Source organism: Vibrio sp. 1069, from assembly GCF_033340555.1.
Map to the genome: position 1 here is coordinate 270,876 of NZ_JAWOWP010000001.1, position 26,520 is coordinate 297,395.

Consider the following 26,520-nt stretch of genomic DNA (forward strand, 5'->3'; position numbering starts at 1 on the left):
GTGTGATCAAGCATTCAAAATACTTTCTACTAACAGGATTTTAGTGTAGATTCTGATCCCAATTTTTAAACACCATCCGAGCGGCATAATCAATGTTAAAACTGTCAGACCTATGTAAAGGCTATGTAGACGGGGGAGAGTTTCACCCTGTATTACAAGGGGCAGAATTAACATTGCAGCAAGGCGACCAAGTTGCTCTGATGGGAGAAAGTGGTTCGGGTAAAAGTACTCTGCTGAATTTAATCGCCGGATTAGATACTGCTGACTCTGGTGAAGTGCAGTTTCCAAATTTTGCTATGCATGAAGCACCGGAGCATTTAAGAACCCTTTATCGCCGCAACAATATTGGTAATATCTTCCAACAATTCAATCTGCTTCCTACACTTAATATTGCCGACAATATTCGTTTTTGTCGTCAGTTAAAAGGTCTGCCGGAAGATAAAGAGTTGTGGCGTCAAATTCTTTCTGCTTTGGACTTAATGCCATTGCTAGGACGTTATCCGGAAGAGGCGTCTGGTGGTCAGCAACAACGTGCGGCGATTGCTCGCGCCCTTTATATGGAACCCAAAATCCTGCTTGCTGATGAGCCAACTGGTAGCCTAGACGAGCGAAACGCAGAAGCAGTAATGCGCTTATTAACGAGTCTCGCTCGCCAATTGGAGTGTACTTTGCTGTTAGTGACGCACAGTGAAAAAGTGGCCGCCCATATGGAAGGAAAGATTCGACTTCAAGGAGGGCAGCTACATGTTATGGCCCGTAGTTAAGGCACTACTCGGTCATTACCGTCGTTACCCTCTACAAATTATTCTTGTCTGGCTGGGATTAACTTTAGGCGTGTCCCTCCTTGTTGGTGTTACTTCTATCAACCAGCATGCAAAACAAAGTTATGCAACTGGGGAAAAACTTTTCTCTAATCCTTTGCCATACCGAATCCGAACGAAGCACTCTGCCAATAAAATTCCTCAAGGTTTCTATATTCAGTTACGTCGAGCTGGGTTTAACCAATGTGCACCGTTTGATGTGCTTCATCTAGATGCCAAGACCGATATGAGCCTGATGTTGGTGGGGATAGATCCTGTCGCGATGATCCCACTACAACAAGGAAAATCGCTAGGTGAGATGCCTGTTTTATCACTAATGAAGCCTCCTTATCCTATTCTTGTTAGTCAAGATTTGGCCGCTTACATGAGTTGGCAGGATGGGGACTTCATTGAGATGAATGACGGAAGCCGTCTTGGGCCTATTCAAGTAGATAAGGACAAGATGCTTTCGGGTACTCGGCTGGTTACTGATATATCGTTGTTGCGTATGCTCAAGCGGAGCTCAGGTTTGTCTGCGATTTCTTGTGGTGAAATGCCAGAGGAAAAGCTAATAGCACTGAAAAACATGCTGCCAAACGGAATGACGCTCGTTAGGAATACGCGTACAGAGCTTGAGTCGCTAACTAACGCATTCCATATGAATCTCACTGCGATGGGAATGCTGTCGTTTTTGGTCGGGTTGTTTATTTTTTATCAAGCGATGTCTCTGTCTTTCATCCAGCGACAACGTTTGGTAGGTATTTTGAGACAGACTGGTGTTAACGGAACACAGTTAGCGCAAGCTTTATTACTAGAGTTGTCTTTGCTCGTCTTTATTGCGTGGGCGTGTGGTAACTTTTTTGGCTTGATCTTAGCAAATGAACTTATCCCAGCAGTGTCTTCGAGCCTGAGTGATTTGTATGATGCCAACGTAGGCTTAACCATAGGATGGTCATGGCAATCTAGCTTATACAGTCTAATCATGGCAGCGATGGGTGCGTTGATATCGTGTCTGTGGCCATTAATCCGTTTGTTGAAGTCACAACCAATCCGCCTTTCTTCTCGACTGTCGCTAATGCGATTTGCTGGAAGAGAGTTCTCTTGGCAGGCGCTTGCGGCATGTGCGTTTTGTGTCGCTGCAATAGCGGTATATCAGGCGCCGAAAACACAAGAAACCGGCTTTGCTATTATTGCTCTGATGTTGGTTAGTGTGGCGTTGTTTATGCCATTTATTATGTGGCATATGTTCCAAAGTTTTTCTTATACCATGCGATGGGTTCGTGTCCGTTGGTTTTTTGCTGATGCAGCAGCCAGCATGAGCTATCGCGGTGTGGCTACGATGGCGTTTATGTTAGCGCTGGCGGCAAACATTGGTGTAGAAACAATGGTCGGAAGCTTTCGAGATACAACCGATAAGTGGCTAAATCAGCGATTAGCCGCTGATGTGTACATCTATCCGACCAACAATTCAGCCGCTAGGATGAGCGCATGGCTCCAGAATCAGCCAGAGGTGAACTCGGTTTGGTGGCGCTGGGAAAAAGATATGCCGACCGAGCACGGTGCTCTACAAGTTGTAAGTACGGGCTCTTCTGAAGGTGAGTTAGACTCACTTACCGTCAAGTTAGGTGTCCCAAATTACTGGTATCAACTGCACGCTACCAAGAGCTTAATGGTCAGTGAGTCGATGGCCTTGAAGCTGGATATCCGCCCTGGCGATTTCATTAACTTGCAAGAACCGCTTGGTGGTGATTGGCAAGTCGTAGGCGTTTACTACGATTATGGAAACCCATATAACCAGGTGATGATGTCGCACCGGAATTGGCTGTATGCATTTGCAGGTACGGGTAATGTTGGTCTTGGCGTAGTATTAAAAGATAACGTCAATGGAGAAGGGCTGAAAAATCGCTTAGAGAATGTATTCCGTCTCCCGCAAGATCGTGTGTTTGATAACGGTAATATTTATAGCCAAGCAATGAGAGTGTTTGATCATACCTTTGCGATAGCAGGAACCTTGGGCAATATCACGCTGATTATTGCCGTGTTTGGTTTATTCTTTGCGACGTTGGCAGGAGAACTTTCACGGCAGCGGCATTTTTCCTTATTAAGGTGCATGGGTGTGTCCGGAAAAGAACTTGTCGTATTAGGTGGTTTGCAGCTATTCGTCTTCGGAGCCATTTCTGCGATTATTGCAGTGCCGCTCGGCTTGGCGCTCGCACATTTGATCGTTGATATTATCATTAAGCAATCATTTGGCTGGTCTCTAGAGCTTCAAACGATTCCATGGGAGTATGCTCAAACCATTGCTTGGGCGATGCTTGCCATCATGGTTGCTGGCGCATTGCCAGTTATTAGAATGATCAAAAGTACACCGATGAAGTCATTAAGGGACGCGTTGTAATGAAAAAAATGGGCTCTAAAAAACGCTTGTTGGTTTCAACGCTCATTGTTGTTACGTTCGCTTTTCTGACTGGGGCTGCTTTTTACTCAACTTTTTGGTTAGAGGCTACAGCAACACGAGAAAGCGAACTTGATTCTATCTTAACGCGTGAAAATCAAACGATTTTCGAGCCTGTACTACCTAATGAGCATGTCTCTTTACCCTCAGACTTTCGCTTTCATCCCGAGTATCAGCATGAATGGTGGCACTACTTTGCGAAACTAAAAGATGAGCAAGGCAAGATCTACAATGTTCAATGGAGCTATTTTAGGGTTGCGACGGACGAGCGAGAAACCAGCGGTTGGCAGAACCCTCAATTGTACATTTCACATGTTGTCGTCAGTCATGGCTCGCATGTATGGAAAGAGCAACGGGTAGCTAGAGGTGGGATAGGCCAAGCTGGTATGATCAATCGCCCTTTCAGGTTATGGATTGATAATTGGACTTGGCGATCACTCGGTGCGACGCCTTTCCCGGGCAACTTGAATGTGAATACTGATACGTTTGGACTTGAGCTCAATACCATGACAAGCGGCCCCTTTGTCGTGAATGGAGACAAAGGTTTCCAAGTTAAACATGCGTTGCAATCTGTTGCTTCTTTTAGCTTCAGTGCTCCATTTTTAAAAGTAAAAGGTAGCTTAAGCTTAAATGGTAAGCGATTCTCAGTGACGGGTTCTGCTTGGGCGCAAAAAGAATGGGGCAGCGGCTTAATTGGTGAGGGGCAACAAGGCTGGGATTGGTTTGTTTTCAATTTAGATGATGGTCGAGCATTAACTGTTAGCCGTTATCGTCACCATGGGCAAACACCGCACGTATTTGGCACGTTGTCGACACGCTCAGGTAAAGTCATCAACCTCTCAGACGATGATATCAGTATTAAACCAATGCAAGTGACCAGTTTATCCAATGGAAGAAGGTTACCTTTGCAGTGGATTATCAATATTCCGAAGCATCAAATTAATTTGACTACCCGCATTATCAAGTCAGATATGTGGCTACCCTTTGTAATACCTTACTGGGAAGGGCCTACTTTAGCCTCCGGCTCCAATGAGGCTTGGGGCTTTATGCAGCTGACAGGCTATTGAGTTGTGAAGAAAACCACCCCCTACGGGTGGTTTTTTAGTGCGCGAAGCTTCCTAGCTTTTTCTCAAAAGTACGGGGTTATCATGATGGTACAAGCCGTGTTATGCTGATTTTCTCATCATCTTGATAAATATTTGGTGCGACAAAAACAAATACGATCTCCGATCAAAATTGAGTGTCATGTTGGAAAATACGATGTATAGTAAACTTAACATCGAAAAAACCGAAGTTTATACTCTGAAGAAGCGATTATTCTAAAGTTTTCGACAGCTATACACTCTTATCACTCTTTGTTAATCGTTTATTAAGATAATAAATATAAGGACGAAACCATGAACGATGTCATTCGTGACTTTTTCAAAATGGAATCAGCAGGTGGTATTCTTCTCGTAATTGCAGCGGCAATTGCGATGACCATTGCTAACTCACCGCTGGGCGAAACTTATCAATCTGTACTGCATACTTATGTATTCGGTATGTCAGTTTCTCACTGGATTAATGACGGCCTAATGGCTGTTTTCTTCTTACTTATTGGCCTTGAAGTGAAGCGAGAGCTACTTGAAGGAGCGCTAAAATCAAAAGAAACCGCAATTTTCCCTGCTATTGCGGCGGTTGGTGGTATGTTAGCCCCTGCTCTTATTTACGTTGCGTTTAATGCTAACGACCCAGAGGCGGTTTCTGGCTGGGCCATTCCAGCTGCGACGGATATTGCATTTGCTCTAGGTATCATGGCGCTACTAGGTAAGCGCGTACCAGTAAGCCTTAAAGTGTTTTTGTTAGCTCTCGCTATTATCGACGATTTAGGCGTGGTTGTTATTATTGCACTGTTTTACACAGGTGATCTTTCTAGCATGGCGCTGCTTGTTGGCTTCATCATGACTGGTGTCCTGTTCATGTTGAATGCGAAGGAAGTAACGAAACTGACACCATACATGATAGTCGGCGCGATCTTATGGTTTGCGGTACTTAAATCTGGTGTTCACGCAACACTTGCAGGCGTAGTGATCGGCTTTGCTATTCCTCTTAAGGGTAAACAGGGCGAACATTCCCCACTTAAGCACATGGAGCACGCACTTCATCCATACGTGGCATTTGGTATCTTACCTCTATTCGCATTTGCAAATGCGGGGATTTCGCTAGAAGGCGTATCGATGTCAGGCCTAACTTCAATGCTGCCATTAGGTATTGCTTTGGGGCTACTGGTTGGTAAGCCTCTAGGTATCTTCACCTTTAGTTGGGCTGCTGTGAAAATGGGTGTAGCTAAGCTACCGGAAGGCATTAACTTCAAGCATATCTTTGCGGTCTCTGTGTTGTGTGGTATCGGTTTTACAATGTCTATATTCATTTCCTCTTTAGCGTTTGGAAATGTAAGCCCTGAGTTTGATACCTATGCTCGACTAGGCATCTTAATGGGCTCGACGACAGCCGCGTTACTTGGCTACGCGTTACTGCACTTTTCTTTGCCTAAGAAAGCGCAAGCGTAAGATACACACTGTTTAGTAAAGCCTCCCATTCGGGAGGCTTTTTTATGTCTGCAGATCGGCACATCAACCACTTCAGGGTGGTTACTTTTGTGACCAACTAAGGTCTAGCTTATGGAGTTGGGGCAAATCATCGAAAGAGGCGCTTGGTAAATCTACAGGCGAAAAAAAGCCCAGCCGAAAATTTGACTGGGCGGATACAAACATAGGAGTTAATAAGAAAAAAGCAGCAACGTAACAATTAGATAGAAACAAGTTTGACGGCCAGTGAAACTTCAAATGCCCTAACTGTTACGTATATTCAGACCGAGCCTTTTCCAAACAGTTCCATTTTTTTTCAAAAAATTTCTACTTAATGCTTTCTAGCTTCTTACACACCCGAAAGTAATAGAAAAGTCGAGATGGATTACCAACTTGGCGAAGTTACTAACTTCTGTGTTTCTCATTTTATCTCCCCGAGAACCGAAGATGTATTTCATACTCTCGTCGCTCACTCCGAGCCGCCAAGGCTATTGTTAGCGTTTCAATTGCGCTGGACTGAGAAATTTGATCGTTTTCTTCTGATAAGCTTCACCGGAGTATTCGATTGAATTTCAAAAGATTAGATCACACCTTTTACTGTCTGGTCAGACCAATTGGTTAAAGTGTGATGTTAATCATTTGTTAATCTTAAGTTTCGGGAGTATATTTTCAAACAGTTGTTTAATACGAGTGATTAAAATGGCCCCGAGAACATCAACAAAAGAAAAAATACTCGATGTCGCAGAAGGACTCTTTGCTGAACATGGCTTTAATGATACTTCGCTAAGAACGATAACAGGTAAAGCTAACGTTAACTTAGCATCGGTAAACTATCACTTTGGCGATAAAAAAACGCTGGTTAGAGCGGTTTTAGATAGGTATTTAGAAGCACTAATGCCGAGCATTAAGACTTCATTAATTGAGTTAAACACGCGCGATAGCTACAACATGGACGATGTCTTTGAGTCATTGCGATTACCTTTACGTACATTAAATGATGTACGCCCAAATGGTACTGCGCTATTTATGTTGTTAATTGGCCGCGGTTATACAGACGTTCAAGGTCATCTACGCTGGTTCATTACCACCAGATACGAAGAGGTACTGAACCTTTTCACTTTCTCGATAATGAAGGCGAACCCGGAACTATGTGAAGAACATTTGTTTTGGCGACTGCACTTCACGTTAGGAACCTGTGTATTTACGATGGCTTCAAGCCAAGCTCTTTCGGAGCTGGCAGAAAGTAAGTTTGAAAAGGAAGTCGATGTGAAATCTGTCGTCGATTTACTGATTCCATATTTGTCAGCAGGAATGTCAGCAAAGCAGTTGGCATAAGACAAATAAGAAAGTTAAACCAATAATAAGATTATACCCCGAGCGGTTACGTGAACAAAAGGATCTGAACTATGAGCTCTCTACGAAGAAAATGGATTAGTGACCCGGCTTTTAAAGTGTTCAAAAAAGTATTGCCACCTCTGTCTAGCACCGAGAAAGAGGCGATGGAAGCGGGTAGTGTATGGTGGGATGCCGAACTATTCTCAGGCAAGCCAAACTTCACAACATTGCATCATTATCCAACGCCTACACTGACGGCAGAAGAGCAGTCATTTATGGATAATGAGCTTGAAACCCTGCTAGAAATGCTTGATGACCAGAGGATTGTCAAAGAAGACAGGGATTTACCGCCTGAAGTATGGGAGTACCTACGTAAAGAGCGATTTTTCTCTTTGATCATCTCGAAAGCATATGGTGGTCGTGAATTTTCCGCTTTGGCGAACTCAACCATTGTTTCTCGTATTGCGACTCGAAGTATCAGTACCGCGGTATCGGTAATGGTACCGAACTCTCTTGGCCCTGGTGAGCTGCTATCGCACTATGGTACGCAAGAGCAAAAAGATTACTGGTTGCCTCGTTTAGCTGATGGTACAGACATCCCTTGTTTCGCCCTAACTGGCCCTGAAGCGGGTTCTGATGCGGGTGGCATACCTGATCAAGGCGTGGTTTGTTACGGCACCCATGAAGGCAAAGAAGTGCTTGGCGTGCGAGTTAGTTGGAATAAACGCTACATCACGCTTGCGCCAGTTGCGACAGTGCTCGGGTTAGCATTTAAACTGCAAGATCCTGAAGGGCTACTTGGTGACAAGAAAGAGGTTGGCATTACATGTGCGTTGATTCCCGCTGACCATGAAGGTGTCGAGATAGGCGAACGCCATGATCCTCTGGGGTCTGCGTTTATGAATGGTCCTACTCGTGGTGAAGATGTCTTCATCCCTATGGACTGGTTGATCGGTGGCGCTGATTATGCAGGTAAAGGTTGGCGTATGCTGGTTGAGTGTCTTTCTGCTGGTCGCGGTATCTCTCTCCCAGCGCTTGGCACAGCGATTGGTCACCTTACTACACGTACAACAGGTGCTTATGCTTACGTGCGTAAACAGTTTGGAATGTCGATCGGTAAGTTTGAAGGTGTTGCAGAAGCAATGGGGCGCATTGGTGGTCTTACTTACCTACTAGAAGCGACGCGTACGCTAACGACGACTTCTCTCGATATGAAAGAAAAACCTGGGATTGTAACCGCGATTGCCAAGTACCACATGACGGAAATCGCGCGTACCATTCTAAATGATTCGTTTGATATCCATGCGGGTCGTGCGATTCAAGATGGTCCAATGAACTATCTTGCTAAACATTACCTTGGTATCCCGGTTGCTATCACTGTTGAAGGCGCGAATATTCTGACTCGTAACCTGATGATTTTTGGTCAAGGTGCGACTCGATGCCACCCATATGTTCTAAAAGAAATGGAAGCCGCGGCGAATCCAGATTCTGAACAAGGTGCGAAAGAATTTGACAACTTACTCTTTAAACACATCAAGCACGCGCTCGGTAATACATTCGGTGCATTTGGTGCAGCACTAACTGGTTCTCGATTTGTTAACGCGCACATGAGTGGCCCAACGCAGCAATACTACAAAGACATTACTCGTCTTAGTCGTGCACTTGCAGTAAGTGCAGACTTTGCGATGTTAACCTTAGGTGGAGACTTGAAGCGTAAAGAAATGATCTCAGCACGTTTGGGTGATGGATTAAGCTATCTATACATGGCATCTGCTGCCTTGAAAAAGTATGAAGATGAAGGCCGTCAACAAGGCGATCTAGACTTCGTTCATTACGCTGTTCAACACTGTTTGTATAACGCTTCTAAGTCATTAAATGAGGCTTACACCAACTTCCCTGTGAAATACGTTGGCGGTGTGCTTAAGGGGCTATTGTTCCCGCTTGGTAATCATTTCAATAAGCCAAGTGATGAGCTGTGTGTGAATTTGGCTGAAGCGATGATGACACCAGGCGCGCAACGTGATCGCCTCACGCATCTGTGCTACATCGGAAAATCAGAGGATGACAGCGTAGGCTTAATGGAGAATGCATTCCTTGCAATGTACGACATTAAACCTTTGGAGCGTAAACTTATGAAGGCTGCGAAGGATGGTAAAGTGGCTCGTAAAGGTCTGCTGCATGACCGTTTGCAGCAAGCATTTGAAGCAGGCGTGTTAACTGAGCAAGAAATTGATCAAATCATGGCTGCAGATAAATTGCGCTACAAGGCGATTCAAGTTGACCACTTTAGTCATGACTTTTCTGAAGTGCGAACTCATAGCCCAAAAAAGTCGCAGTTGAATCCGGCGGCATAATAGACAACTAATGTTAAGAAAAGCACCTCAATGAGGTGCTTTTTTGTATTCTTGGGGAGTGGATGGTGGGATAGTGCTCCAACCACTTGCCTTTTAAGAGCATTTTTACAGAAATTAGATGCGAAATCCCAACGAAACTTTTATCCTAACAAGGTTTTTTAAAGGAAGTTGAATATGATCATCAAACCTAGAATTCGTGGATTTATCTGTACTACAACGCACCCTGTTGGTTGTGAAGCTAACGTAAAAGAACAAATTGCGTACACCAAAGCGCAAGGTCCAATCAAAAACGCACCTAAGCGTGTTCTTGTTGTTGGTGCATCAAGTGGCTACGGTCTATCTTCTCGTATCGCTGCGGCATTTGGTGGCGGTGCATCAACTATCGGTGTTTTCTTCGAAAAAGAAGGTACTGAGAAGAAACCAGGTACAGCAGGTTTTTACAATGCCGCTGCTTTTGAAAAGCTAGCGCGTGAAGAAGGTCTGTACGCAAAAAGCTTAAACGGCGACGCTTTCTCAAATGAAGCGAAACAGAAAACTATCGAGCTCATCAAAGAAGACTTAGGTCAAATCGATATGGTGGTTTACTCACTGGCATCTCCAGTACGTAAAATGCCAGAAACTGGTGAATTAGTTCGTTCATCTCTTAAACCTATCGGTGAAACTTACACATCAACGGCTGTTGATACCAACAAAGATGTGATCATCGAAGCTAGCGTTGAGCCTGCAACAGAAGAAGAAATCAAAGACACTGTCACTGTAATGGGCGGTGAAGATTGGGAACTTTGGATCAATGCGTTGTCTGATGCTGGTGTTCTTGCTGAAGGTTGTAAGACCGTCGCGTATAGCTACATTGGTACTGAGCTAACTTGGCCAATTTATTGGGATGGTGCACTAGGTAAAGCAAAAATGGACCTAGACCGTGCAGCGAAAGCGCTAAACGACAAGTTAGCAGCAACAGGTGGTAGTGCCAATGTTGCGGTACTTAAATCTGTTGTAACTCAGGCGAGTTCTGCAATTCCTGTTATGCCACTGTACATCGCAATGGTATTCAAGAAAATGCGCGAAGAAGGTGTACACGAAGGTTGTATGGAACAAATCTACCGTATGTTCAGCCAACGTCTATACAAAGAAGACGGTAGCGCGGCAGAAGTTGATGAGATGAACCGCCTACGTCTGGATGACTGGGAACTTCGTGACGACATTCAGCAGCACTGTCGTGAGCTATGGCCTCAAATTACGACTGAGAACCTAAAAGAGCTGACTGACTACGTTGAGTACAAAGAAGAGTTCTTGAAACTATTTGGTTTCGGCGTTGAAGGCGTAGATTACGAAGCGGATGTGAATCCAGCAGTTGAAGCAGACTTCATTCAAATCTAATCGAATCACAGACTAGATAACCAATAAACAAAAGGCGCTCATTGAGCGCCTTTTTGTATTTCATAGTCAAAGTGAGTATTAACTTAGTATTATCAGAATCGTACCAGCTAGCGTCATTAAAATATTCGCAATCGCATAGGTACCCGCATAACCAAGGGCTGGGATGGTGGACTTAGCGTAGTCGTTAACGACATCCATAGCCGGAGCGCAAGTACGGGCGCCAATAATGGCACCGAAGAGCAGGGCACGGTTCATCTTGAGTACGTGTGCGCCAACTAAGTAAGCCAGAACTACAGGCACCACACTGACAATAAATGCCAAACCAATGACTTTTGGTCCTACTTGCGTTAGGTGCTCGAACATCTTTCCACCTGCACTTAGACCAATTCCGACCATAAAGAACATTAACCCTAGATCTTTGACCATATTCAGCGCCCCTTGTGGGACATAACCGAAAGTAGGGTGATTTGCTCGTAAGAAACCAAGCGTAATACCGGACAACAGAAGACCCACCGCATTACCCAAACTGAAAGACACCTGACCGAACGTCATTGTGATGAGGCCAAACAGAATACCCAAAATAAAGAAGCTACAAAAAGCGAGCAAATCGGCCATTTGACTGTGGATCGAGATGAAACCGATTTTTTCCGCCAGTCCATGTACTCGGCTTTTCTCGCCGCTCACTTGAAGGACGTCCCCTTTAGCGAGCACAATGTCTAAGTCCATAGGCATTTCAATCTGAGCGCGAACTACGCGGTTTAAGAAACAGCCAAACTCAGACAAATTCAAATCCGATAAACGCTTACCAGCGATTGCGTCACTTTTTACGACGATTTCTTCTTCAACGATGCGTAAATCAAGCAAGTTACGGTCGAATACTTCTTTACCATTACGGAAGCTAGGGTCTAAGCGAGCATGGCTGTCAGGGAAGCCAACCAGTGCAATTTCATCTCCCTCTTGCAAGATAGCATCACCATCTGGGTGGGCGAGAATACCATTTCGGCGGATTCGTTCAATGTAACAGCCAGTTTGACGATAAATACCCAGTTCTCGTAAGTTTTTACCATCAGTCCAGTCAATTAGCTCTGGGCCCACTCGGTAAGCTCGAATAATGGGTAAATACACTTTTCTCTGGCTTGAATTTCCAAGGCCACGCTCTTGTGCGATTTGCTGCGCGGAATCAGAAAGGTTTTGTTTTTGCAGTTTTGGCAACAATTTAGCAAACATGATCATGCTAATTAAGCCGACCAGATAAGCCATCGCGTAGCCTACGGATAGATTTTCTAATACCAGAGAAAATTCCATATTCCGCGGTATAGTCGCAAGGCCAGAGTTAAGAGCATCTTGTGCACCAACCAGTACTGGCGTTGCGGTCAATGCGCCTGCCATCATACCGGCGGATAAGCCAAAATCGAGGCCGAAATAGTGACTCAAGCCATACGTTAAGCTGACCGCAGACACGAGAACAGTCATGCTTAAAATAAAATAATGCTTACCATCTCTGAAGAATATACCAAAAAAGTTTGGTCCAGCTTCAATGCCAACGCAGTAGATAAACAGCATAAAGCCAATGGTTAAAGCTTCTGCATTAAATGAGAAACCAAGGTGGCCCATTACCAAAGAGGTAATAAGAACGCCAATAGAGTTGCCTAATTGTAATTTGCCAAATCGAATTTTTCCGATGGCAAGGCCAATGGCTAATACGACGAAGATTAGAAGGATAGGGTTTTGCTCGAGAAGGTATACGACGTCTATGTTCACTGTGTGGCTCGGTAGAGTGTGTGCCAAAAAAGATTAAGAACTGTGAATTGTAACTAAATATAGCAAAAAGATAAGTGAATTTTTTTAGGTTTTACCATTAGTTGACTTAACGTAATAACCAGCTGAAAAATAATAAAAAAGCCGCATGAAGCGGCTTTTTTGAAAACAGTCTTTATTACTCGTCAAATAGACCTAGGTGCTCTTTCGCGTATGCTTCGAACTCGTCGCAGCCACCGATGTGCTCTTGGTCGATAAAGATCTGAGGAACGGTTTCAACTGGTTTACCAACTGTTTTCTCAAGATCTGCTTTAGAAATACCTTCAGCGTGAATATCAACGTAACGGTAGTTGAAGTCATCACGTTTTGCTTTTAGCGTTTCTGCGTGCTCTTTTGCACGAACACAGAAAGGACATGCAGGGCGACCAAAGATAACAACGAACATAATCTTATTTCTCCTAAATCTATTCTTTTTTGAAAGCGTACAAAACATAGCGGCTGAGTGCGCTTTCTTTTGTTGGAGTAACTATGCCCGATCCAGATACGGAAATAAAGCGGCAATTACCTCTTGGTTCTATAGGTGAAATCTATCGAATAAAAACTAAACGCACGTGCTTATTTTACGACTCTGAAGTATGTGAAGTGACACATAAAAAACATACATTCTAAAGGGTTAATGATGGCAAGGTGGAATTGGTCAATTTTTTTTGTTTAAAAAAATAGCAATCTATTTTGGCTATACGCAAATAACTTCAACTCTTACATAAGTGTTAAATCAGAGGGCGAGAGGTTATTTGGGTATATTCTTTTGGGAGGGTGTGTATGTTTCAGTTTATGACTGCAACAAGGATTATATTTGGTGAAGGTGCACTTCAATCTTCATTATCCGTTATTAACCAATTTGGCTACAGTGTTTTGCTGGTTACTGGGCAGGATACCCAACGAGCCGCCCCCATTATCCAATATCTTAAAGCTCAAAATATGCGTTACCAGCACGTAGCTATCGTTGGTGAACCATACATCACGATGGTAGAAGAGACCGCAGTGCTCGGTAGAAAATTCCAACCTGATATGGTAGTTGCGATAGGTGGTGGCAGCGTCATCGATATGGGCAAAGCCTTAGCTGCCATTATTCCCAATCAAGGCAATGTTTACGATTACGTAGAAGTGGTAGGAAGAAGCGTCCCTTTAAAAGCAAAGCCTCTTCATTTTATTGCAATTCCTACGACAGCAAGCACCGGTTCAGAAGTGACCAGAAATGCTGTGCTGAAATCTGGACAAGATAAAGTGAAAGTGAGTCTTCGAAGCCCTGATATGCTCGCAGACGTTGCCATTGTAGACCCGACACTTACTTACGGGACCGACCAATACACATCTGGACGTGGCGCAATGGATGCGTTCACTCATTTAATGGAAGCGTATGTGTGTGGTGAGCCAAACCCTCTTACTGATATGGTCTGCGAAGAGGGGCTACGCCGTTTAAGCCGTTCAGTGATTGCCGCTTGTAAGCAAGATAATCATAAGGCGCGCTCTGATTTATCGTTCGCTGCATTGCTTGGTGGTATGGCGATTACTAATGCCAAATTAGGTGCCGCTCATGGGTTAGCATCGGCGTTAGGAGGCAAGTTAGACGCCCCCCATAGCGTTATTACGGCTCGCCTAGCTCCGCACGTGATGCAGGAGAACATTAACGCCGCTAAACTCGCGGGTAGGAATGATGTGATAAGTCGTTATCGCAAGCTGGCCCAATTAGTCACTGAGCGAGTAAATGCTAACGAACACGATGGAATTCTTTGGGTAAATATGGTGCTAGATAAGTTAGCGTTACCGCTACTGGCTCAATTTGGAGTATGCGAAACCTCTTTTGAGCAAGTGGCGAACGATGCGCTTAAGTCAATGGCAATCAAAGGGAATCCTTTACCTCTTAATCAGGAACGTTTGATTTACATATTGCAGCAAGTCTGTGATTGTAGCGGAGAGTGTGTAGCAGAGAGTGCACAACATGTCAGTTCTGTTGAAGTACTGGAATCAAGAGCGGACTTATCGAGTGTCAACGACTTAGGGTGATTGCTCCCTTAGCAGCATTAAAACAAAAGGGGAGCCTTGAGTTCCCCTAGATAAAGTATTGACTAAGCTTTAGTGCTTAGTACTGGCTTAGTTTGTCATAGCGACTGTCTTTCAACGCATCTTTTACGCGTTTTAGGTTCTCACGGAAACCTGTACCACGGCGAAGAGTGAAGCCAGTTGCTAGCACATCAATCACTGTCATTTGTACAACTCGGCTTGCCATTGGCATGTAAACGTCGGTATCTTCTGGAATATCGAGCGTGATGGCCAGCGAGCTTGCCTTTTCTAGAGGAGAATCCTTCGCTGTAATAGCAATAACCGTTGCGCCATTTTCACGAGCAAGGTTCGCTATTTCTACCTGACTCTTTGTTCGACCGGTATGAGAAATAAGAACCACAACATCATTATCACTGCAGTTGATACAACTCATGCGCTGCATAACAATATCTTCAAAACAAGTAATTGGAATATTAAAGCGAATAAACTTGTTTTGTGCATCTCGGGCGACAGAAGATGATGCACCAAGGCCAAAGAATGAAATGCGCTTCGCTTGCGTTAGCAAATCGACCGCACGGTTCACTTGCATTGGATCTAGGCTATTTTTCGCGACATCTAAACACGCCATCGTCGATTCGAAAATCTTATGGGTGTACGCGTCTGGGCCATCGTCTTCTTCCACATTACGGTTAACGTAAGGGGTGCCGTTGGCTAGGCTCTGTGCCAAGTGAAGCTTAAAATCTGGAAAGCCCTTGGTGTCCAGACGACGACAGAAGCGGTTTACAGTGGGCTCACTAACGTCGGCCATTTTAGCCAGCGTTGCAATGCTTGAATGAATTGCAGTTTGTGGAGACGCCATAATTACTTCCGCAACTTTGCGCTCTGACTTGCTGAAATTCTCCAGGTTTTTTTGAATTTTTTCTAATGTATTCATAGTGTTCACGAGGGTATAGAGAACAACTCGCTGGCTCTGCTAACGAAAGGAAACACGAAGATTCCGGAGTAGAGTGGGGCGTTAACGAAAACAACCAGCGCCATAGAATCAGTATAAACCTGATCTTCAATCAGTCTAAACCAATAACGGGTACTATTTAGTGAGAATTTGACAGGCCTCAAACAAAATGTTGTAAAAACTACAGAATTGGATGTGTAAACGAAGTTTTGTTGCGCTAGTCGCACGATAATGATGTTTGAGTTACATCAAAACGAAAAAAAATTTCAAATTGATGTAACTCGATCTGGCTGTTAAGACGATTGAATATCAACAACCAGCTGTTGAATCCTTTTCATCAAATTTGGTGCTTGCTTGGCGATTTCGCGTTGTTCATCAAGCACTGAGCTCAAAATTTCTTTTGTGGTCAGTGGATTTGCCAAAACCACTCTAAACACTATCGTATTCATGCGTTGCCATTGGTCTGGGTTCAGTCTTGTACGTGAAACGAACGATTTGCCCGTTTCGCGCTGACGCTTTTGAATAAACTGTGTTAACTCATTGATCAGCTCATTCAGTTGTTCTTTTTGTGAGCCTTCTGCTTGTGCTAATGCTTCACGGATGAATGGCGGCAAATAACGGTATGTGAGCAGACAAAGCTCTGGTTCAGAAACCAATTCGAAATCATCTTGCTGTTTGATTAAATCCGCAAAGTAGCGAGCTTTTTCAATGCTTTGGTCAATAAGAAGCTCATAACCTGGGCGACTTATGATGTGCATTGCGGCGTAGACTAACATCGCCATACCCGAACGTGAACCTTCTAATGTATGGCTGCCTAGGTCTTTTGAACCTTTTCGCAATATATATTGAGCGTGATGCTCTATGGATTTCATTGCGTCAGGGTCTTTGAACAGAACCATACCAGCGCCCATCGGGATGTAGAGCTGCTTGTGCGCATCAATAGTTACTGAGTCTGCCATTTCCACACCTTTAAGAAGGTGACGGTGATGGTTAGACATAAGTGTTGCGCCACCCCATGCGGCATCCACATGGAAGTGACAGCCGTGAGCTTGGCAGACTTCAGCGATTTCAGGCAATGGATCAACATTACCTGTCTCTGTTGTGCCAGCCACACCAATAACAGCAATAGGCTTGATGTTTTGTTTTTCGAGCTCAACAATTTTCGCTTTCAGGTCGTTGACAATAATACGGTTGTTGGCATCGGTTTTAACCGCAACCAAGCCCTCTTGGCCTAGCCCTAATACATCGGCTGCTTTCTTAAGGGAGTAGTGACCACGCTCAGACACTAGCACCGCTAAGCCATCATAGCCATAGTGCTTCATGGCTTTAAAAAGGCCTTCCTTTTCCACGCCTTTAAATGAGCCATTGGCTCTTAACGCTTTGTTACGTGCTACCCAAAGCGCAGTGATATTGGCAATGGTGCCGCCGGAACAAAATGCGCCTAATGAGTGGTTTGCACTGTGCATCCACTGATTGTAAAACGTATCATTCTGACCATATATCAAGCGATGCAGCATACCCAAAACTTGACGCTCAAGTGGTGTAAAGGCTTTGGAAGTCTCTATTTTTACCAGGTTTTGGTTTAAGGCGATCATGATCTTTGACAGTGGCATCAAGAAATAAGGCAGTGCCGATGTCATATGACCAATGAAGCTTGGTGAAGATGTGTGAACTGAGTGCGACACCAAAGTGTCGAGTAAGTGCTCTGTATGATCTGACACGAACTCTGGCTGCTCAGGAATCTGAGCAGAAGAAAAGTCTTTTTCGATTTCGCGTAAAGGCTTTTCTTCTGCCACGATGTGTTCACGAAGAAATTGATTTAGATTTCGCGAGAGGCTCTCGTCAATTTTAGTTAACGTTGAGTCCGGACCTTCTGGGACAGTGAAGATCTTTAGCAAGCTCTCAAAGCTAACATCAGCGGTTTTTTGTTCCTTAACCATAGCAAAGAATCTTTGTAGTTATTTTGGTAATGCGAGCGGCACAATCTAAACTAAAACGGGCGCAAAGTCCCGTTTTAATTGTTGAAACCCAAGTTGTAGAAATGAAAATTTTAGGTGAAGGTTACGATATTCACATTAAAAAATTCTAGATTGAGTACGTTAAAACATTCTAGTGTTTTCGAATGCTAATCAACGACTAATGCGAGCAATCTTAGTCACATTTCTGCTTTTCAATCTTTTCTATTGACTGATTGTACTTATTAAGTGCGGTATCAATTTGTTGGGGATGACTAAGCAGATCAGCGAATGCTGAACGAAGCTCGTAGTTTTTTGGGTGGTTAGTTGATTGACGGTCGCTAAATGTCTGTTTTGCAACTTCACCTAACTTATCGCTTCGGGTCGCTAACTGCTTAACGTCATGTTGCTCTAGTTTTAACCATGCTTCGATTGGCTGTTCCGTCGCAACGCGGCTAGGGTCGTTCTCTAGAAAGTAGTGAACCGCTTCGCGGTTTAATTCAAAGTGATGTTTACGTCCATCCAAGAACCATTGACTAACTTCTTTCAGATCTGGATATTGGGTAACCGTCAAATCAACAAGATCTTGATACCACTGTAGTGAGGCATCGACGTAGCCATCGTATTTGCTAGCAAGACATTGTTGATCTGCGGCAAGCGTAAAAGTTGAGCTTGTAGCGAGGAGCGCTGCAACGACAAAGCGTTTCATTCTTCTTCCTTCTGGTTGTTATCCCTTTATTAACGCAATGCACATCAGTTGATGTTTCTCCCTTCTTTCTATTTGGTCGTGACAAATCGTTGGGCTGAATGACGAAAAGAAAGAGGGGTCTTGCCAAAAAACATTGACCACTTTGACGTTAACTGGGTATTTAAATTTTTGCCGTATTGTAATGGATGTTAAAGCGAAAACCTGAGATCTAGCTAGCAAGTGATACAAAGAAAAGCATCATAACTGGTACCAATAAACTCAAAATAAAGCCGCTAACGATAGCAACAGGAACACAACGCACACCACCGGTAGTTTGAATAACGGGTAGGGTGAAGTCCATTGCTGTTGCACCGGCATAACCAATTGCGGTGCACGGATAGCTACGAATAAAGAGAGGAATGGCAACCAGTGCGACTAACTCTCTCATCAATTCAATCAAGAACGACGCGCCACCAAATACCGGACCAAAAGCGTCACCCATTAAAATACCTGCGAGTGAATACCAGCCAAAACCTGAAGCCATTGCGAGTGCTTGATAAAGAGGAAGATCCAAAAGCACCGCTGCAAGAACGCCACCAAGCATACATGTTGCGATGACAACAGCCGCAATGGCCATTCCTTGTTTATTTAATAGGATTTGACGCAGAGTAAGTCTACTATTGCGCAGCTGAATACCAATAAAAAATAGAAGTAGAAAGAGTATCCATTCGCTTGCTGTATCTACCCAACTCAAATCAATGGGTAACAGCAGGCCAACCACTAACCCTCCGCCAACGACCACGATAAGCTTAACTGACTCTAAAGCCATCGAAGATAACGGTAGCTTCTTTTGATTCTGATTGGTCTGGAGTGGAATAATTTTATCAATAATAGGCAGAGCCAACAGGTTGCAGGCACTTAGACACAAAAAAAACGTACTCGCATAGAGGAGAATACTTTGTAAGTTGCTGCTTAAATTATCGAGCGCCGCCAAACTAAGACCCATCAACGACAAAATGACGTAAATAAGGTAGGACGTTGACTGATTGATCTTCTCCAATAACGAAGATCGAGATATAGGAATTAGATACCCCACCACAAGCGGAGCGAAAATAAATAGCATCCCTGAGAACATAAAGCTCAATGATTCCTTTTTGAGATAACATCAACACGCATAAATCAAATTATCTATCGGTTGAAATTAGAGACATTTCACCACACACAGCTCAGCCTTGAGCGAATCGTTTTATCGCGGATAAGGTATTATCAGAAAGCGATAAATTACAAACCGCTAGCATTGAGTACAGCACGGATTTGATCATTGAAGTCAGTATCACTCATGTTACTAAGTTCATACAAGACTTCTGCACCAGTTAAGTTGAATTCAACTTCATGTTCGTCAATGCGTTCATCGTGATTGCGGAACATCAATAAATGATGCGCAATTCTAGCGATGTCGAGATAACTCACTTCTGGTCGCGTTAACTCGTATTTTTCGTTTGAGGATACTTCTCTGAAGTCGTTGTCAAACCCCCAACGCTCAAGTACCAGTTTACTTGTGGCAGAACAACGTGTTTGGAAGATCTGCAATGCAATATCTGGGTCTAAGTAATTGCCCCTATCTAAGTACAAGTGGTACTCATTAATTAGGCAAAATAACCCAATATCGGCTAATAGACCGACCAATAACGCCTTTTCTTGCTCTAGATGACCATAAGTGCCTGGCTCGTGGCTACGAAACGATTGAACTAACATCACCATGACGGCACCGAGCTCACGCGATATCGCTGCACTCTTCACCAAGATGGCATTGCATTCTTTAGTGAGATTAACTGAGTGTTTAAGTTGCTCGATCGCTTGTGCGGTAACAATATCACGTACACGAAGTATTCCGAGACGAGATACCGCTGTAGTTAAGTCGTTGCAGGTGATATTTCTGCGATTGAAAATCACAGAGTTAGCGACTCGTAAAACGACCGCTGCTAATCCGGGATCTTCCAATAAACAGTTCGCAACATCGGCAATCGTGGTGTGTTCTTCGACACATAACTGCTGAATTTTAAGCACGACATCAGGAATAGGAGGTAACGAAATCTTACCCGTGGCGATGGACTGTTCTACCAGCTGAGCAAACTCGGATTCCAGTGCGTTTATAAGCTTATCTTTATTATTTGGCAGCCAAAAAAATGATAAATGTTCCATTGTGACGCTGTACTTGAGATCTTTCGTACAGTGTACCCTTACAGCGTATTCTTTATCAATTAAATGCGTATTATGTGCCCGTAATTGCCAGCGAGATCATAATGATGGCGCGTTTTAGGCATGCTATGCGTCAAAAAAATATCACCACACGAACAATAAATGTGAAACTAATCACGTATGCAGAATTTATACTTTTTTATATGTGACCTATGTCCTAACTTATTTTTCAACGTTAAGTATGATTAAGCAAGTTGGTGAGCACAACTCACAAAAATATCGCCAACAAATCGACATTTATAATTCGCTATAAGCTGCTGTTTATCTGGTGACATCGCTAATCGGGGTAATTTATTCAGATTAAAGAGGTCAATGGACATGACAGACCAAGCTTTTTTTAAATATGTACGCACCTTCAGTGAGTACCAAAAACGTTCTATGTTCGGTGGTATTGGTTTATTCACCGATGATGCTATGTTTGCGCTTGTCAGCAATGATTGCTGCTACTTACGTGGTGGTAATGGGCTAGATGAAGTGTTTACTCAACTGAGCTGTGAGAAGTATAAGCACGTCAAAAAACAGACGACGGCAACCGTAAATTATTATGATGTAACCGATTTATTCGAATCCGGATATGTAGGGCTTGATGAACTGGTACAGAAATCAATTGAATACTCAATTAAGGAACGGAAATATCAAAAGTCCTCTGCCAGTAGACGCTTAAGAGACTTACCCAACATGCAACTAACCCTTGAACGTATGGTCAAGAAAGCCGGTGTTGATGACGTAGAAACCTTTTTAGAACTTGGACCTGTAAAAGTCTTCAACAAAGTTAAAACGGCTTACGGTAATGATGTTGATGTAAAGCTACTGTGGAAATTTGCTGGTGCAACTGATGGCGTACATTGGAAACTGATCCAAGAGCCGCGTAAAAAACAGTTATTGGCACTGTGTGACTAAGCGAAGCTGATCGCACAATGATTGACTCGTTTCGATGGAGTTAGCGGGTCGTAAAGGCAAGTGTGAAAAGCGGAAAAAGGACGTTGAAGTTTTTTACCACTTCATTGAGTTAGTCATTAAATTAGACAAAAAACCGAGGCAGAGACCTCGGTTTTTGTTTTTTTAATTTGCTCTTTTCTTACAGCACAAATCTTAAAACTTAAAACGCGTAGTAAACATTACCTGATCACCGTAAAAATCGTTGATACGTGCTTCAGCACCCAAAGAGAAAAGCTCTGTTGAGTGGAATCGAGCGTAGGCAGAGCCAGTCCAATCGTCATCGTTATCGATAGAAACGTAGCCGACTTTGCCGCCTACTTCTAATTGAGGGCCCAACCATTGGCGAACACCTAAGTTCAGCTCCATACCAACATCTGTGCTGCTCTCGTTCGAAGGTTGCACAACGCGCATTAGCATTTCACCAGTAAGATCTGCCCAGTTGTTTAGCGGAGAATGGAAGCCAAAGCCTGCAGCTGAGTCAAAATCACTTTCAAACTCAGAGTCAATACGAGCAATAACATGCGCGTTCGGGTGAATTGATTTGCTGAATCCAGCACCAAATGTCACAGGACTTGCGCCAATACGTGCTTCGAAATAGTCGTAGCTAAAGTTGCTCATAGTTGCTGGCGCATTGCGATCGTTTGCAGCTAGGGCATGGCTTGATGCCACTAGTAAGGCAGCGGCTAATAGTGTTTTACGCATAACTAACGATAAACCTTGTTCATTATTTCCATGGATTCAAGCAACCACTTGAACCGTAATCTGATTTGTCCGACATCATAATAAAAAGGAAGGTCCACGACCAACAAAAATGTGTCGATGTTTTGTCAATTAACTTAATAGTTCCTTGGTTTAAGCAAAAACTACGCCATATACGTAGTGTCCGAGGATTTCACTCGGACAAGTAACGATGTTTTTCTAACCTCGTTCTACTATGCGAGGTAAGGTGGTTCAATGACCATCGTTGAGTTCAAGTTAGAACTAAACACTTTATTACTCGCCAAAGCTTGCTCTTCTATCTGCCATGGCGTTGAGGATTGCCTCAGAATCAAGGATTTGAGTCCAGGATAGCAGGTTATCATCATTCTCAATCACAAACGCGGTAAGCTGAGACACGATTGCCTTTCTCAACGCTTCGCCTTTCCAAGGTTTGGCAATGTAATAATCGAGACTCGCGTTATTTACGGCTTCTACGGTGTCTTCCAAACCGGCTTGTCCTGTGAGTAAAACTTTGCGCGCTGCTTTTGTGTCACCATTTTGACTGAGTTCGATTAAGAAGCTGATCCCAGTTTGTTCCGGCATAATGTGGTCACATAAAATGAGAGCAAGCTGAACTTCTTCTTCCGCCATCTCCTCAATCACTTGCCGAGCTTCAGTCACTGATTCCGCTCCTTCGACAACAAAGTTCTCCTCGAAGGGAGCAAGATCTTGGAGCACGCTATCCAAGACTTCTCGTTCGTCATCGACACATAAAATTAGATACTTGGTCATGTTTCATCTCCTTCTTCGATGACTGGTAACCAGACGGTCATTCTTGTGAACTGGCCGATCTCTGATTCGACGTCAATCCACCCTCTGTGTGCTGTTACGATTTGCTGGCAGATGGACAGCCCGATGCCTAAGCCAAAGTTACCTTCTTTTTTTGTGGTGAAGTTCAGCTCGAAAATGGCGTCTCTTTGCGATTCAGGAATGCCACATCCATTATCTTCAAATGAGATAACGGCATAATGTGTGTGCTCTTTTTCTACAAGGCGTGTTTGTATGTTTAACACACCTTTCTCTGGAAATGCGTCAATGGCGTTAGAGACCAAGTTCGTCCACACCTGTTGGAGTGCGATCGGTTGACAAAGGATGGAAGGCAAGTTTGCATAGTCGGTTGAAACTTGGTGCATTTTTAATTTGTTCTCGAAAATCACCAAGGTGTCTTCAATACCCTCATGAATATCGGCATAGTGCAGGGTTTCATCATCTGACCGAGCATATCCTTTCAGGCTTTTTACCATATCAGCAATTCGTGCTGCACAGACATTAATTGAGCGAAGTGTAGAACCTGCTTTGTGGTATTGCTCTAGTGTATTGAGAGCATGATAAGACGCTTGCTGCTTTCTCATTAGTTGGGTAAGTAGCTCTTGATCGGACTCTAATCCAAGGCTCACCACTTTTTTTGCCAATGCTCGGTCTGGAAAAGTATGGCTAAGCGCTTTTACGCGTGATCTGAGCTCGGCGGTTGAAGCGGGTTTTGAGGTTTGCGCTTTGCTCAGTAATTCAATGCCTTTGGTTTGTATATCGGAACTTGGCGCATCGTTAAGTAATCGTTCTAGCGTATGCGTTAAATTCTCTACGCCCCTCAATATCGCGGCTACTGGATTGTTTAGTTCGTGGGCCACTCCTGCAACCAATTGACCAAGCATCGCCATTTTTTCTCTTTCAATGAGCTGCTGGTGGGCTGATTCTAAAGATTCGAGCGTTTTTTGAAGTTGCAGTTTGGTGTTGATGCTTCTTTGCAATCGGCGGTTGAAGTGGCGTAAAAGCAAGTTTGTAAAAAGAGGCAGTAAGTTTGAGTCGCTTTGCATCACTTTATTGAATACGTTGCGATCGAGTTTGATAACTTCTGTTTTGGTTAGTGTTAGAGCTGTCGAGAAAGAACATTCCCCAGTAACAAACGACATGCCTCCGACAATATTCCCTTTGTTATGGCGTACAACCTCTCGCTGCATGCCTTGTTCATCGCGCTTGTACAGAGCCACTTCACCTTCGGTGATAAACCACAAAAAGCTATTTGGCTCGCCTTCCACGGTTAATAAGTGTTCAGGTGAGTATGTACGGCACGCTCTTGTTTCGTCATTATCTTTGAAAAATTGCTGGAGAGCGGAGATCACTTGCTCGGCTAACTCGGTATCAGACATCGAGTGGTAGTCGTGTAAGAATCCGGCTTGATAATGGCTCATCTGGTTATTGATGTGCGCTCGCAACAAGCTGTGATGATCCAATATCTGACTGTAACTTAGCAGGTCTTCTTTGCCATTTCGCAAGATAAATTGGGTCAGCTCTTTTTGCACTGTGTTAAATAAGACGTTATCTGGCAAAGGTTTAGTGAGGCAGTGGTCGAGCCTGCCCTCATTAACGGCAGTGAGAATTGCCTCTATATCAGACGAGCAGCTAATAAGAATTTTTCTTGCTTGCTCGGTATGTGGCATCCGGTCTAAACCAATAAGAAAATCCACGCCGTTAAAATGAGCGTGATGGCTCGCTATAACTAAAGCAACAGTCTGTTCTCTTTCTTCTAGATACTCTAAAGCGCTTTGAGCCTCTTCTATCGATTCGACAGAAAAAATATCAAACTTACTAGAGAAGGCAGACAGCTCCAATCGAAACTGTTCAGCACTGATTGGGTTGTTGTCGAGACACAACACAGCATAACGATTCACAGATGTTTTAGCTCCGGTTAAAACTTCGCCACGCAAACTTTAACAATAAAAGGACATGATGAGTGGGAGCCAAGTATGATTCCTGATTAATGGACTAGAATAAGCATCAATAGTCTGATTTGTCTCAATGTTTTCTCCGCAGGTGGTTTGGGGTAGACTGACCGAAAATATCTAATAAGTGACGTTATGCAAAATCTTAAAAAAATCGGCGCCATTGGTGGTGCTATCTCATTAGCACTGTGTTGGCCATTGGCTGTCGGACAAATTGGTCAGTCCATCATTGAAGATGGTATTACCAATATGAATGATGAAATGATTAAAGGCGAAGTGGTCGAGTATCAGCGTGGCTATTTGTCTTCAGTCGTGCTGACTCGTTATTCAGTTGTTGATCCTGAGCTTAAAACGCAGTTAGAGCGTGATGGTATGCCAACGACGTTTGACGTAACCAGTGATGTTAGCCACGGTCTAACAAGCCTAACAGCAGATTCAAAATTGGTGGACAATGACTTTTTGCCTCTCACGATGCATAGCCAGACTCAACTAAATGGCAATACAGCATTTATCCTCGACCTAGACAGTTGGCATTATCGTAACGAAGCGCAAGGTGTTTCTGTTTCTACAAGCCCTGCAAAAGTAACAGGTGATGTGACGGTATTGGGTGATCTCAATTACCAAGTTTCCGTTCCTTCTGTTCAAGTGGATTTTGAAAACGGTGAAGAGCTTCATCTGAATGCATTGACAGGGCAAGGTAAAGGAAAGCAAGCAAAAGGCTACTGGTTAGGCGAGCAGTCTTTCTCTCTAGAGAAGCTGGATGTGGTTGATGCGAACTTGACGCCTGTCTTTTTGATTGAAAATGCGAGCTACCGTGGTAACACTACGATGAGTGAGTCTGGTGATAAGCTGAACAGTCAATTAAACCTAGATGCTAAGAAACTACGTTTAACTGATGGGACGGATGTCGATAACTTTAAGTTGGATTTCTCAATTGCAGATGTGGATAGCCAGTCTTTTGATCAAATTATGTCTATCTATCAAAGCTCTCCTATGTTAGATGAGCAGGAAATTGCGAATTTGTTGCCGCATGTCGATACGCTGTTTAGCAAAGGTTTTGATTTATCCGTGAACGAGCTTTCACTCGCGTTCGGTGACGGCAAGTTCCACAACGAGTGGCAACTATCCATCCCTGAAGGTACTAAGCATATTACTCAAGATCCAATGAAGTTGGTGACGGCCACTACTGGTGAACTTAGCACTTACTTCTCTGATGAATTAGTAACGCATTACCCATTTATTCAAGAAGGGATTGATGAGCTCCTTATTATGGAGTTGATCGAAAAAGTAGAGGGCGGTTATCAATTAAAAGCAGAAATTGGTGAAGGCAAATTGAAGTTCGAAAATGGGCATGAGTTCCCATTGGTGGCTCTACTTATGCCTGCTTTGATGCAACAACAGTAATTCGTGTTGTTGCGAATTTGTTCCAATTCAACGCTTAGTCTTTAAAAAGAGGTCGTAAGACCTCTTTTCTTGTTTTTATCACTGCGAAAACGTGATATTAATTTCTTAATATTTACATAGCAGGAGCAATGAGC

At 43.6% G+C, this 26,520-nt stretch carries 20 protein-coding genes; 10 read left to right on the plus strand and 10 right to left on the minus strand.

Features of this window, described 5'->3' with window-relative positions:
* Positions 1-92: 92 nt before the first annotated feature.
* From R7040_RS01220 to fabV, 7 genes are all read left to right on the plus strand, one after another.
* Positions 93-764, plus strand: a complete 672-nt coding sequence (locus tag R7040_RS01220) for an ABC transporter ATP-binding protein (protein WP_005378040.1) — start codon at positions 93-95, stop codon at positions 762-764.
* Positions 745-3,198, plus strand: coding sequence for an ABC transporter permease (locus tag R7040_RS01225; RefSeq protein WP_005378038.1), 2,454 nt, complete (start codon positions 745-747; stop codon positions 3,196-3,198). The genes R7040_RS01220 and R7040_RS01225 overlap by 20 nt, the downstream gene beginning before the upstream one ends.
* Positions 3,198-4,322, plus strand: a complete 1,125-nt coding sequence (locus tag R7040_RS01230; RefSeq protein ID WP_042521997.1) for a lipocalin-like domain-containing protein — start codon at positions 3,198-3,200, stop codon at positions 4,320-4,322. The genes R7040_RS01225 and R7040_RS01230 overlap by 1 nt, the downstream gene beginning before the upstream one ends.
* 330 nt (positions 4,323-4,652) lie before the next feature.
* Positions 4,653-5,804, plus strand: a complete 1,152-nt coding sequence (gene nhaA / locus R7040_RS01235; protein ID WP_005378034.1) for a Na+/H+ antiporter NhaA — start codon at positions 4,653-4,655, stop codon at positions 5,802-5,804.
* Between the two features lie 717 nt (positions 5,805-6,521).
* Positions 6,522-7,157, plus strand: a complete 636-nt coding sequence (locus R7040_RS01240) for a TetR/AcrR family transcriptional regulator (RefSeq protein ID WP_053306960.1) — start codon at positions 6,522-6,524, stop codon at positions 7,155-7,157.
* A gap of 71 nt (positions 7,158-7,228) precedes the next feature.
* The gene (locus R7040_RS01245; RefSeq protein WP_318095240.1) at positions 7,229-9,511 is read left to right on the plus strand and encodes an acyl-CoA dehydrogenase; all 2,283 of its coding nucleotides are present in this window, start codon (positions 7,229-7,231) and stop codon (positions 9,509-9,511) included.
* A gap of 174 nt (positions 9,512-9,685) precedes the next feature.
* On the plus strand, positions 9,686-10,888 hold the full coding sequence (fabV, locus tag R7040_RS01250) for an enoyl-ACP reductase FabV (protein ID WP_005388648.1): 1,203 nt from the start codon (positions 9,686-9,688) through the stop codon (positions 10,886-10,888).
* Positions 10,889-10,966: 78 nt separating this feature from the next.
* Here fabV and R7040_RS01255 read toward each other — a convergent pair whose 3' ends face one another.
* Together R7040_RS01255 and R7040_RS01260 are read right to left on the minus strand one after the other, a co-directional pair.
* The gene (locus tag R7040_RS01255; protein WP_005378028.1) at positions 10,967-12,649 is read right to left on the minus strand and encodes an aspartate:alanine antiporter; all 1,683 of its coding nucleotides are present in this window, start codon (positions 12,647-12,649) and stop codon (positions 10,967-10,969) included.
* A gap of 175 nt (positions 12,650-12,824) precedes the next feature.
* Positions 12,825-13,091, minus strand: a complete 267-nt coding sequence (locus tag R7040_RS01260; RefSeq protein ID WP_005378026.1) for a GrxA family glutaredoxin — start codon at positions 13,089-13,091, stop codon at positions 12,825-12,827.
* A 377-nt stretch (positions 13,092-13,468) separates the two neighbouring features.
* Here R7040_RS01260 and R7040_RS01265 point away from each other — a divergent pair, with 377 nt between their 5' ends.
* On the plus strand, positions 13,469-14,713 hold the full coding sequence (locus R7040_RS01265) for an iron-containing alcohol dehydrogenase (RefSeq protein WP_064353823.1): 1,245 nt from the start codon (positions 13,469-13,471) through the stop codon (positions 14,711-14,713).
* A gap of 76 nt (positions 14,714-14,789) precedes the next feature.
* On the opposite strand, the gene R7040_RS01270 is transcribed toward R7040_RS01265, so the two are convergent.
* From R7040_RS01270 to R7040_RS01290, 5 genes are all read right to left on the minus strand, one after another.
* Positions 14,790-15,644, minus strand: coding sequence for a MurR/RpiR family transcriptional regulator (locus R7040_RS01270; protein ID WP_005378021.1), 855 nt, complete (start codon positions 15,642-15,644; stop codon positions 14,790-14,792).
* Positions 15,645-15,955: 311 nt separating this feature from the next.
* Positions 15,956-17,602 carry a pyridoxal-dependent aspartate 1-decarboxylase PanP gene (gene panP / locus R7040_RS01275; protein WP_005378019.1) on the minus strand — a complete coding sequence of 549 codons (1,647 nt, stop codon included), beginning with the start codon at positions 17,600-17,602 and terminating at the stop codon, positions 15,956-15,958.
* Between the two features lie 211 nt (positions 17,603-17,813).
* Complete coding sequence (locus R7040_RS01280; protein WP_017634875.1) at positions 17,814-18,326, minus strand: hypothetical protein; 513 nt, start codon at positions 18,324-18,326, stop codon at positions 17,814-17,816.
* Between the two features lie 208 nt (positions 18,327-18,534).
* Positions 18,535-19,440 carry a lysine exporter LysO family protein gene (locus R7040_RS01285; protein ID WP_318081260.1) on the minus strand — a complete coding sequence of 302 codons (906 nt, stop codon included), beginning with the start codon at positions 19,438-19,440 and terminating at the stop codon, positions 18,535-18,537.
* Between the two features lie 146 nt (positions 19,441-19,586).
* Positions 19,587-20,507, minus strand: a complete 921-nt coding sequence (locus tag R7040_RS01290; protein WP_005378009.1) for an HDOD domain-containing protein — start codon at positions 20,505-20,507, stop codon at positions 19,587-19,589.
* Between the two features lie 369 nt (positions 20,508-20,876).
* On the opposite strand from R7040_RS01290, the gene R7040_RS01295 reads away from it, so the two are divergent.
* The gene (locus R7040_RS01295; RefSeq protein ID WP_005378007.1) at positions 20,877-21,464 is read left to right on the plus strand and encodes a TfoX/Sxy family DNA transformation protein; all 588 of its coding nucleotides are present in this window, start codon (positions 20,877-20,879) and stop codon (positions 21,462-21,464) included.
* A 192-nt stretch (positions 21,465-21,656) separates the two neighbouring features.
* Here R7040_RS01295 and R7040_RS01300 read toward each other — a convergent pair whose 3' ends face one another.
* From R7040_RS01300 to R7040_RS01310, 3 genes are all read right to left on the minus strand, one after another.
* On the minus strand, positions 21,657-22,205 hold the full coding sequence (locus R7040_RS01300) for a hypothetical protein (protein ID WP_005378006.1): 549 nt from the start codon (positions 22,203-22,205) through the stop codon (positions 21,657-21,659).
* A 291-nt stretch (positions 22,206-22,496) separates the two neighbouring features.
* The gene (locus tag R7040_RS01305; protein ID WP_017820839.1) at positions 22,497-22,994 is read right to left on the minus strand and encodes a response regulator; all 498 of its coding nucleotides are present in this window, start codon (positions 22,992-22,994) and stop codon (positions 22,497-22,499) included.
* Complete coding sequence (locus R7040_RS01310) at positions 22,991-24,931, minus strand: ATP-binding protein (RefSeq protein ID WP_318081259.1); 1,941 nt, start codon at positions 24,929-24,931, stop codon at positions 22,991-22,993. The genes R7040_RS01305 and R7040_RS01310 overlap by 4 nt, the downstream gene beginning before the upstream one ends.
* Positions 24,932-25,117: 186 nt before the next feature.
* Between R7040_RS01310 and R7040_RS01315 the strand changes: the two genes are divergently transcribed.
* Positions 25,118-26,386, plus strand: a complete 1,269-nt coding sequence (locus R7040_RS01315; protein WP_042521988.1) for a DUF945 family protein — start codon at positions 25,118-25,120, stop codon at positions 26,384-26,386.
* Positions 26,387-26,520 lie beyond the last annotated feature (134 nt).

Bases quoted from the DNA above. Each gene is read 5' to 3' on its own strand.
- R7040_RS01305 (WP_017820839.1), bottom strand. From the start codon at position 22,994: ATGACCAAGTATCTAATTTTATGTGTCGATGACGAACGAGAAGTCTTG.
- R7040_RS01225 (WP_005378038.1), top strand. From the start codon at position 745: ATGTTATGGCCCGTAGTTAAGGCACTACTCGGTCATTACCGTCGTTAC.
- fabV (WP_005388648.1), top strand. From the start codon at position 9,686: ATGATCATCAAACCTAGAATTCGTGGATTTATCTGTACTACAACGCAC.
- R7040_RS01265 (WP_064353823.1), top strand. From the start codon at position 13,469: ATGTTTCAGTTTATGACTGCAACAAGGATTATATTTGGTGAAGGTGCA.
- nhaA (WP_005378034.1), top strand. From the start codon at position 4,653: ATGAACGATGTCATTCGTGACTTTTTCAAAATGGAATCAGCAGGTGGT.
- R7040_RS01270 (WP_005378021.1), bottom strand. From the start codon at position 15,644: ATGAATACATTAGAAAAAATTCAAAAAAACCTGGAGAATTTCAGCAAG.
- R7040_RS01280 (WP_017634875.1), bottom strand. From the start codon at position 18,326: ATGAAACGCTTTGTCGTTGCAGCGCTCCTCGCTACAAGCTCAACTTTT.
- R7040_RS01220 (WP_005378040.1), top strand. From the start codon at position 93: ATGTTAAAACTGTCAGACCTATGTAAAGGCTATGTAGACGGGGGAGAG.
- R7040_RS01245 (WP_318095240.1), top strand. From the start codon at position 7,229: ATGAGCTCTCTACGAAGAAAATGGATTAGTGACCCGGCTTTTAAAGTG.
- R7040_RS01295 (WP_005378007.1), top strand. From the start codon at position 20,877: ATGGACATGACAGACCAAGCTTTTTTTAAATATGTACGCACCTTCAGT.
- R7040_RS01300 (WP_005378006.1), bottom strand. From the start codon at position 22,205: ATGCGTAAAACACTATTAGCCGCTGCCTTACTAGTGGCATCAAGCCAT.
- R7040_RS01240 (WP_053306960.1), top strand. From the start codon at position 6,522: ATGGCCCCGAGAACATCAACAAAAGAAAAAATACTCGATGTCGCAGAA.
- R7040_RS01285 (WP_318081260.1), bottom strand. From the start codon at position 19,440: ATGTTCTCAGGGATGCTATTTATTTTCGCTCCGCTTGTGGTGGGGTAT.
- R7040_RS01290 (WP_005378009.1), bottom strand. From the start codon at position 20,507: ATGGAACATTTATCATTTTTTTGGCTGCCAAATAATAAAGATAAGCTT.
- R7040_RS01230 (WP_042521997.1), top strand. From the start codon at position 3,198: ATGAAAAAAATGGGCTCTAAAAAACGCTTGTTGGTTTCAACGCTCATT.
- R7040_RS01260 (WP_005378026.1), bottom strand. From the start codon at position 13,091: ATGTTCGTTGTTATCTTTGGTCGCCCTGCATGTCCTTTCTGTGTTCGT.
- panP (WP_005378019.1), bottom strand. From the start codon at position 17,602: ATGGTTAAGGAACAAAAAACCGCTGATGTTAGCTTTGAGAGCTTGCTA.
- R7040_RS01315 (WP_042521988.1), top strand. From the start codon at position 25,118: ATGCAAAATCTTAAAAAAATCGGCGCCATTGGTGGTGCTATCTCATTA.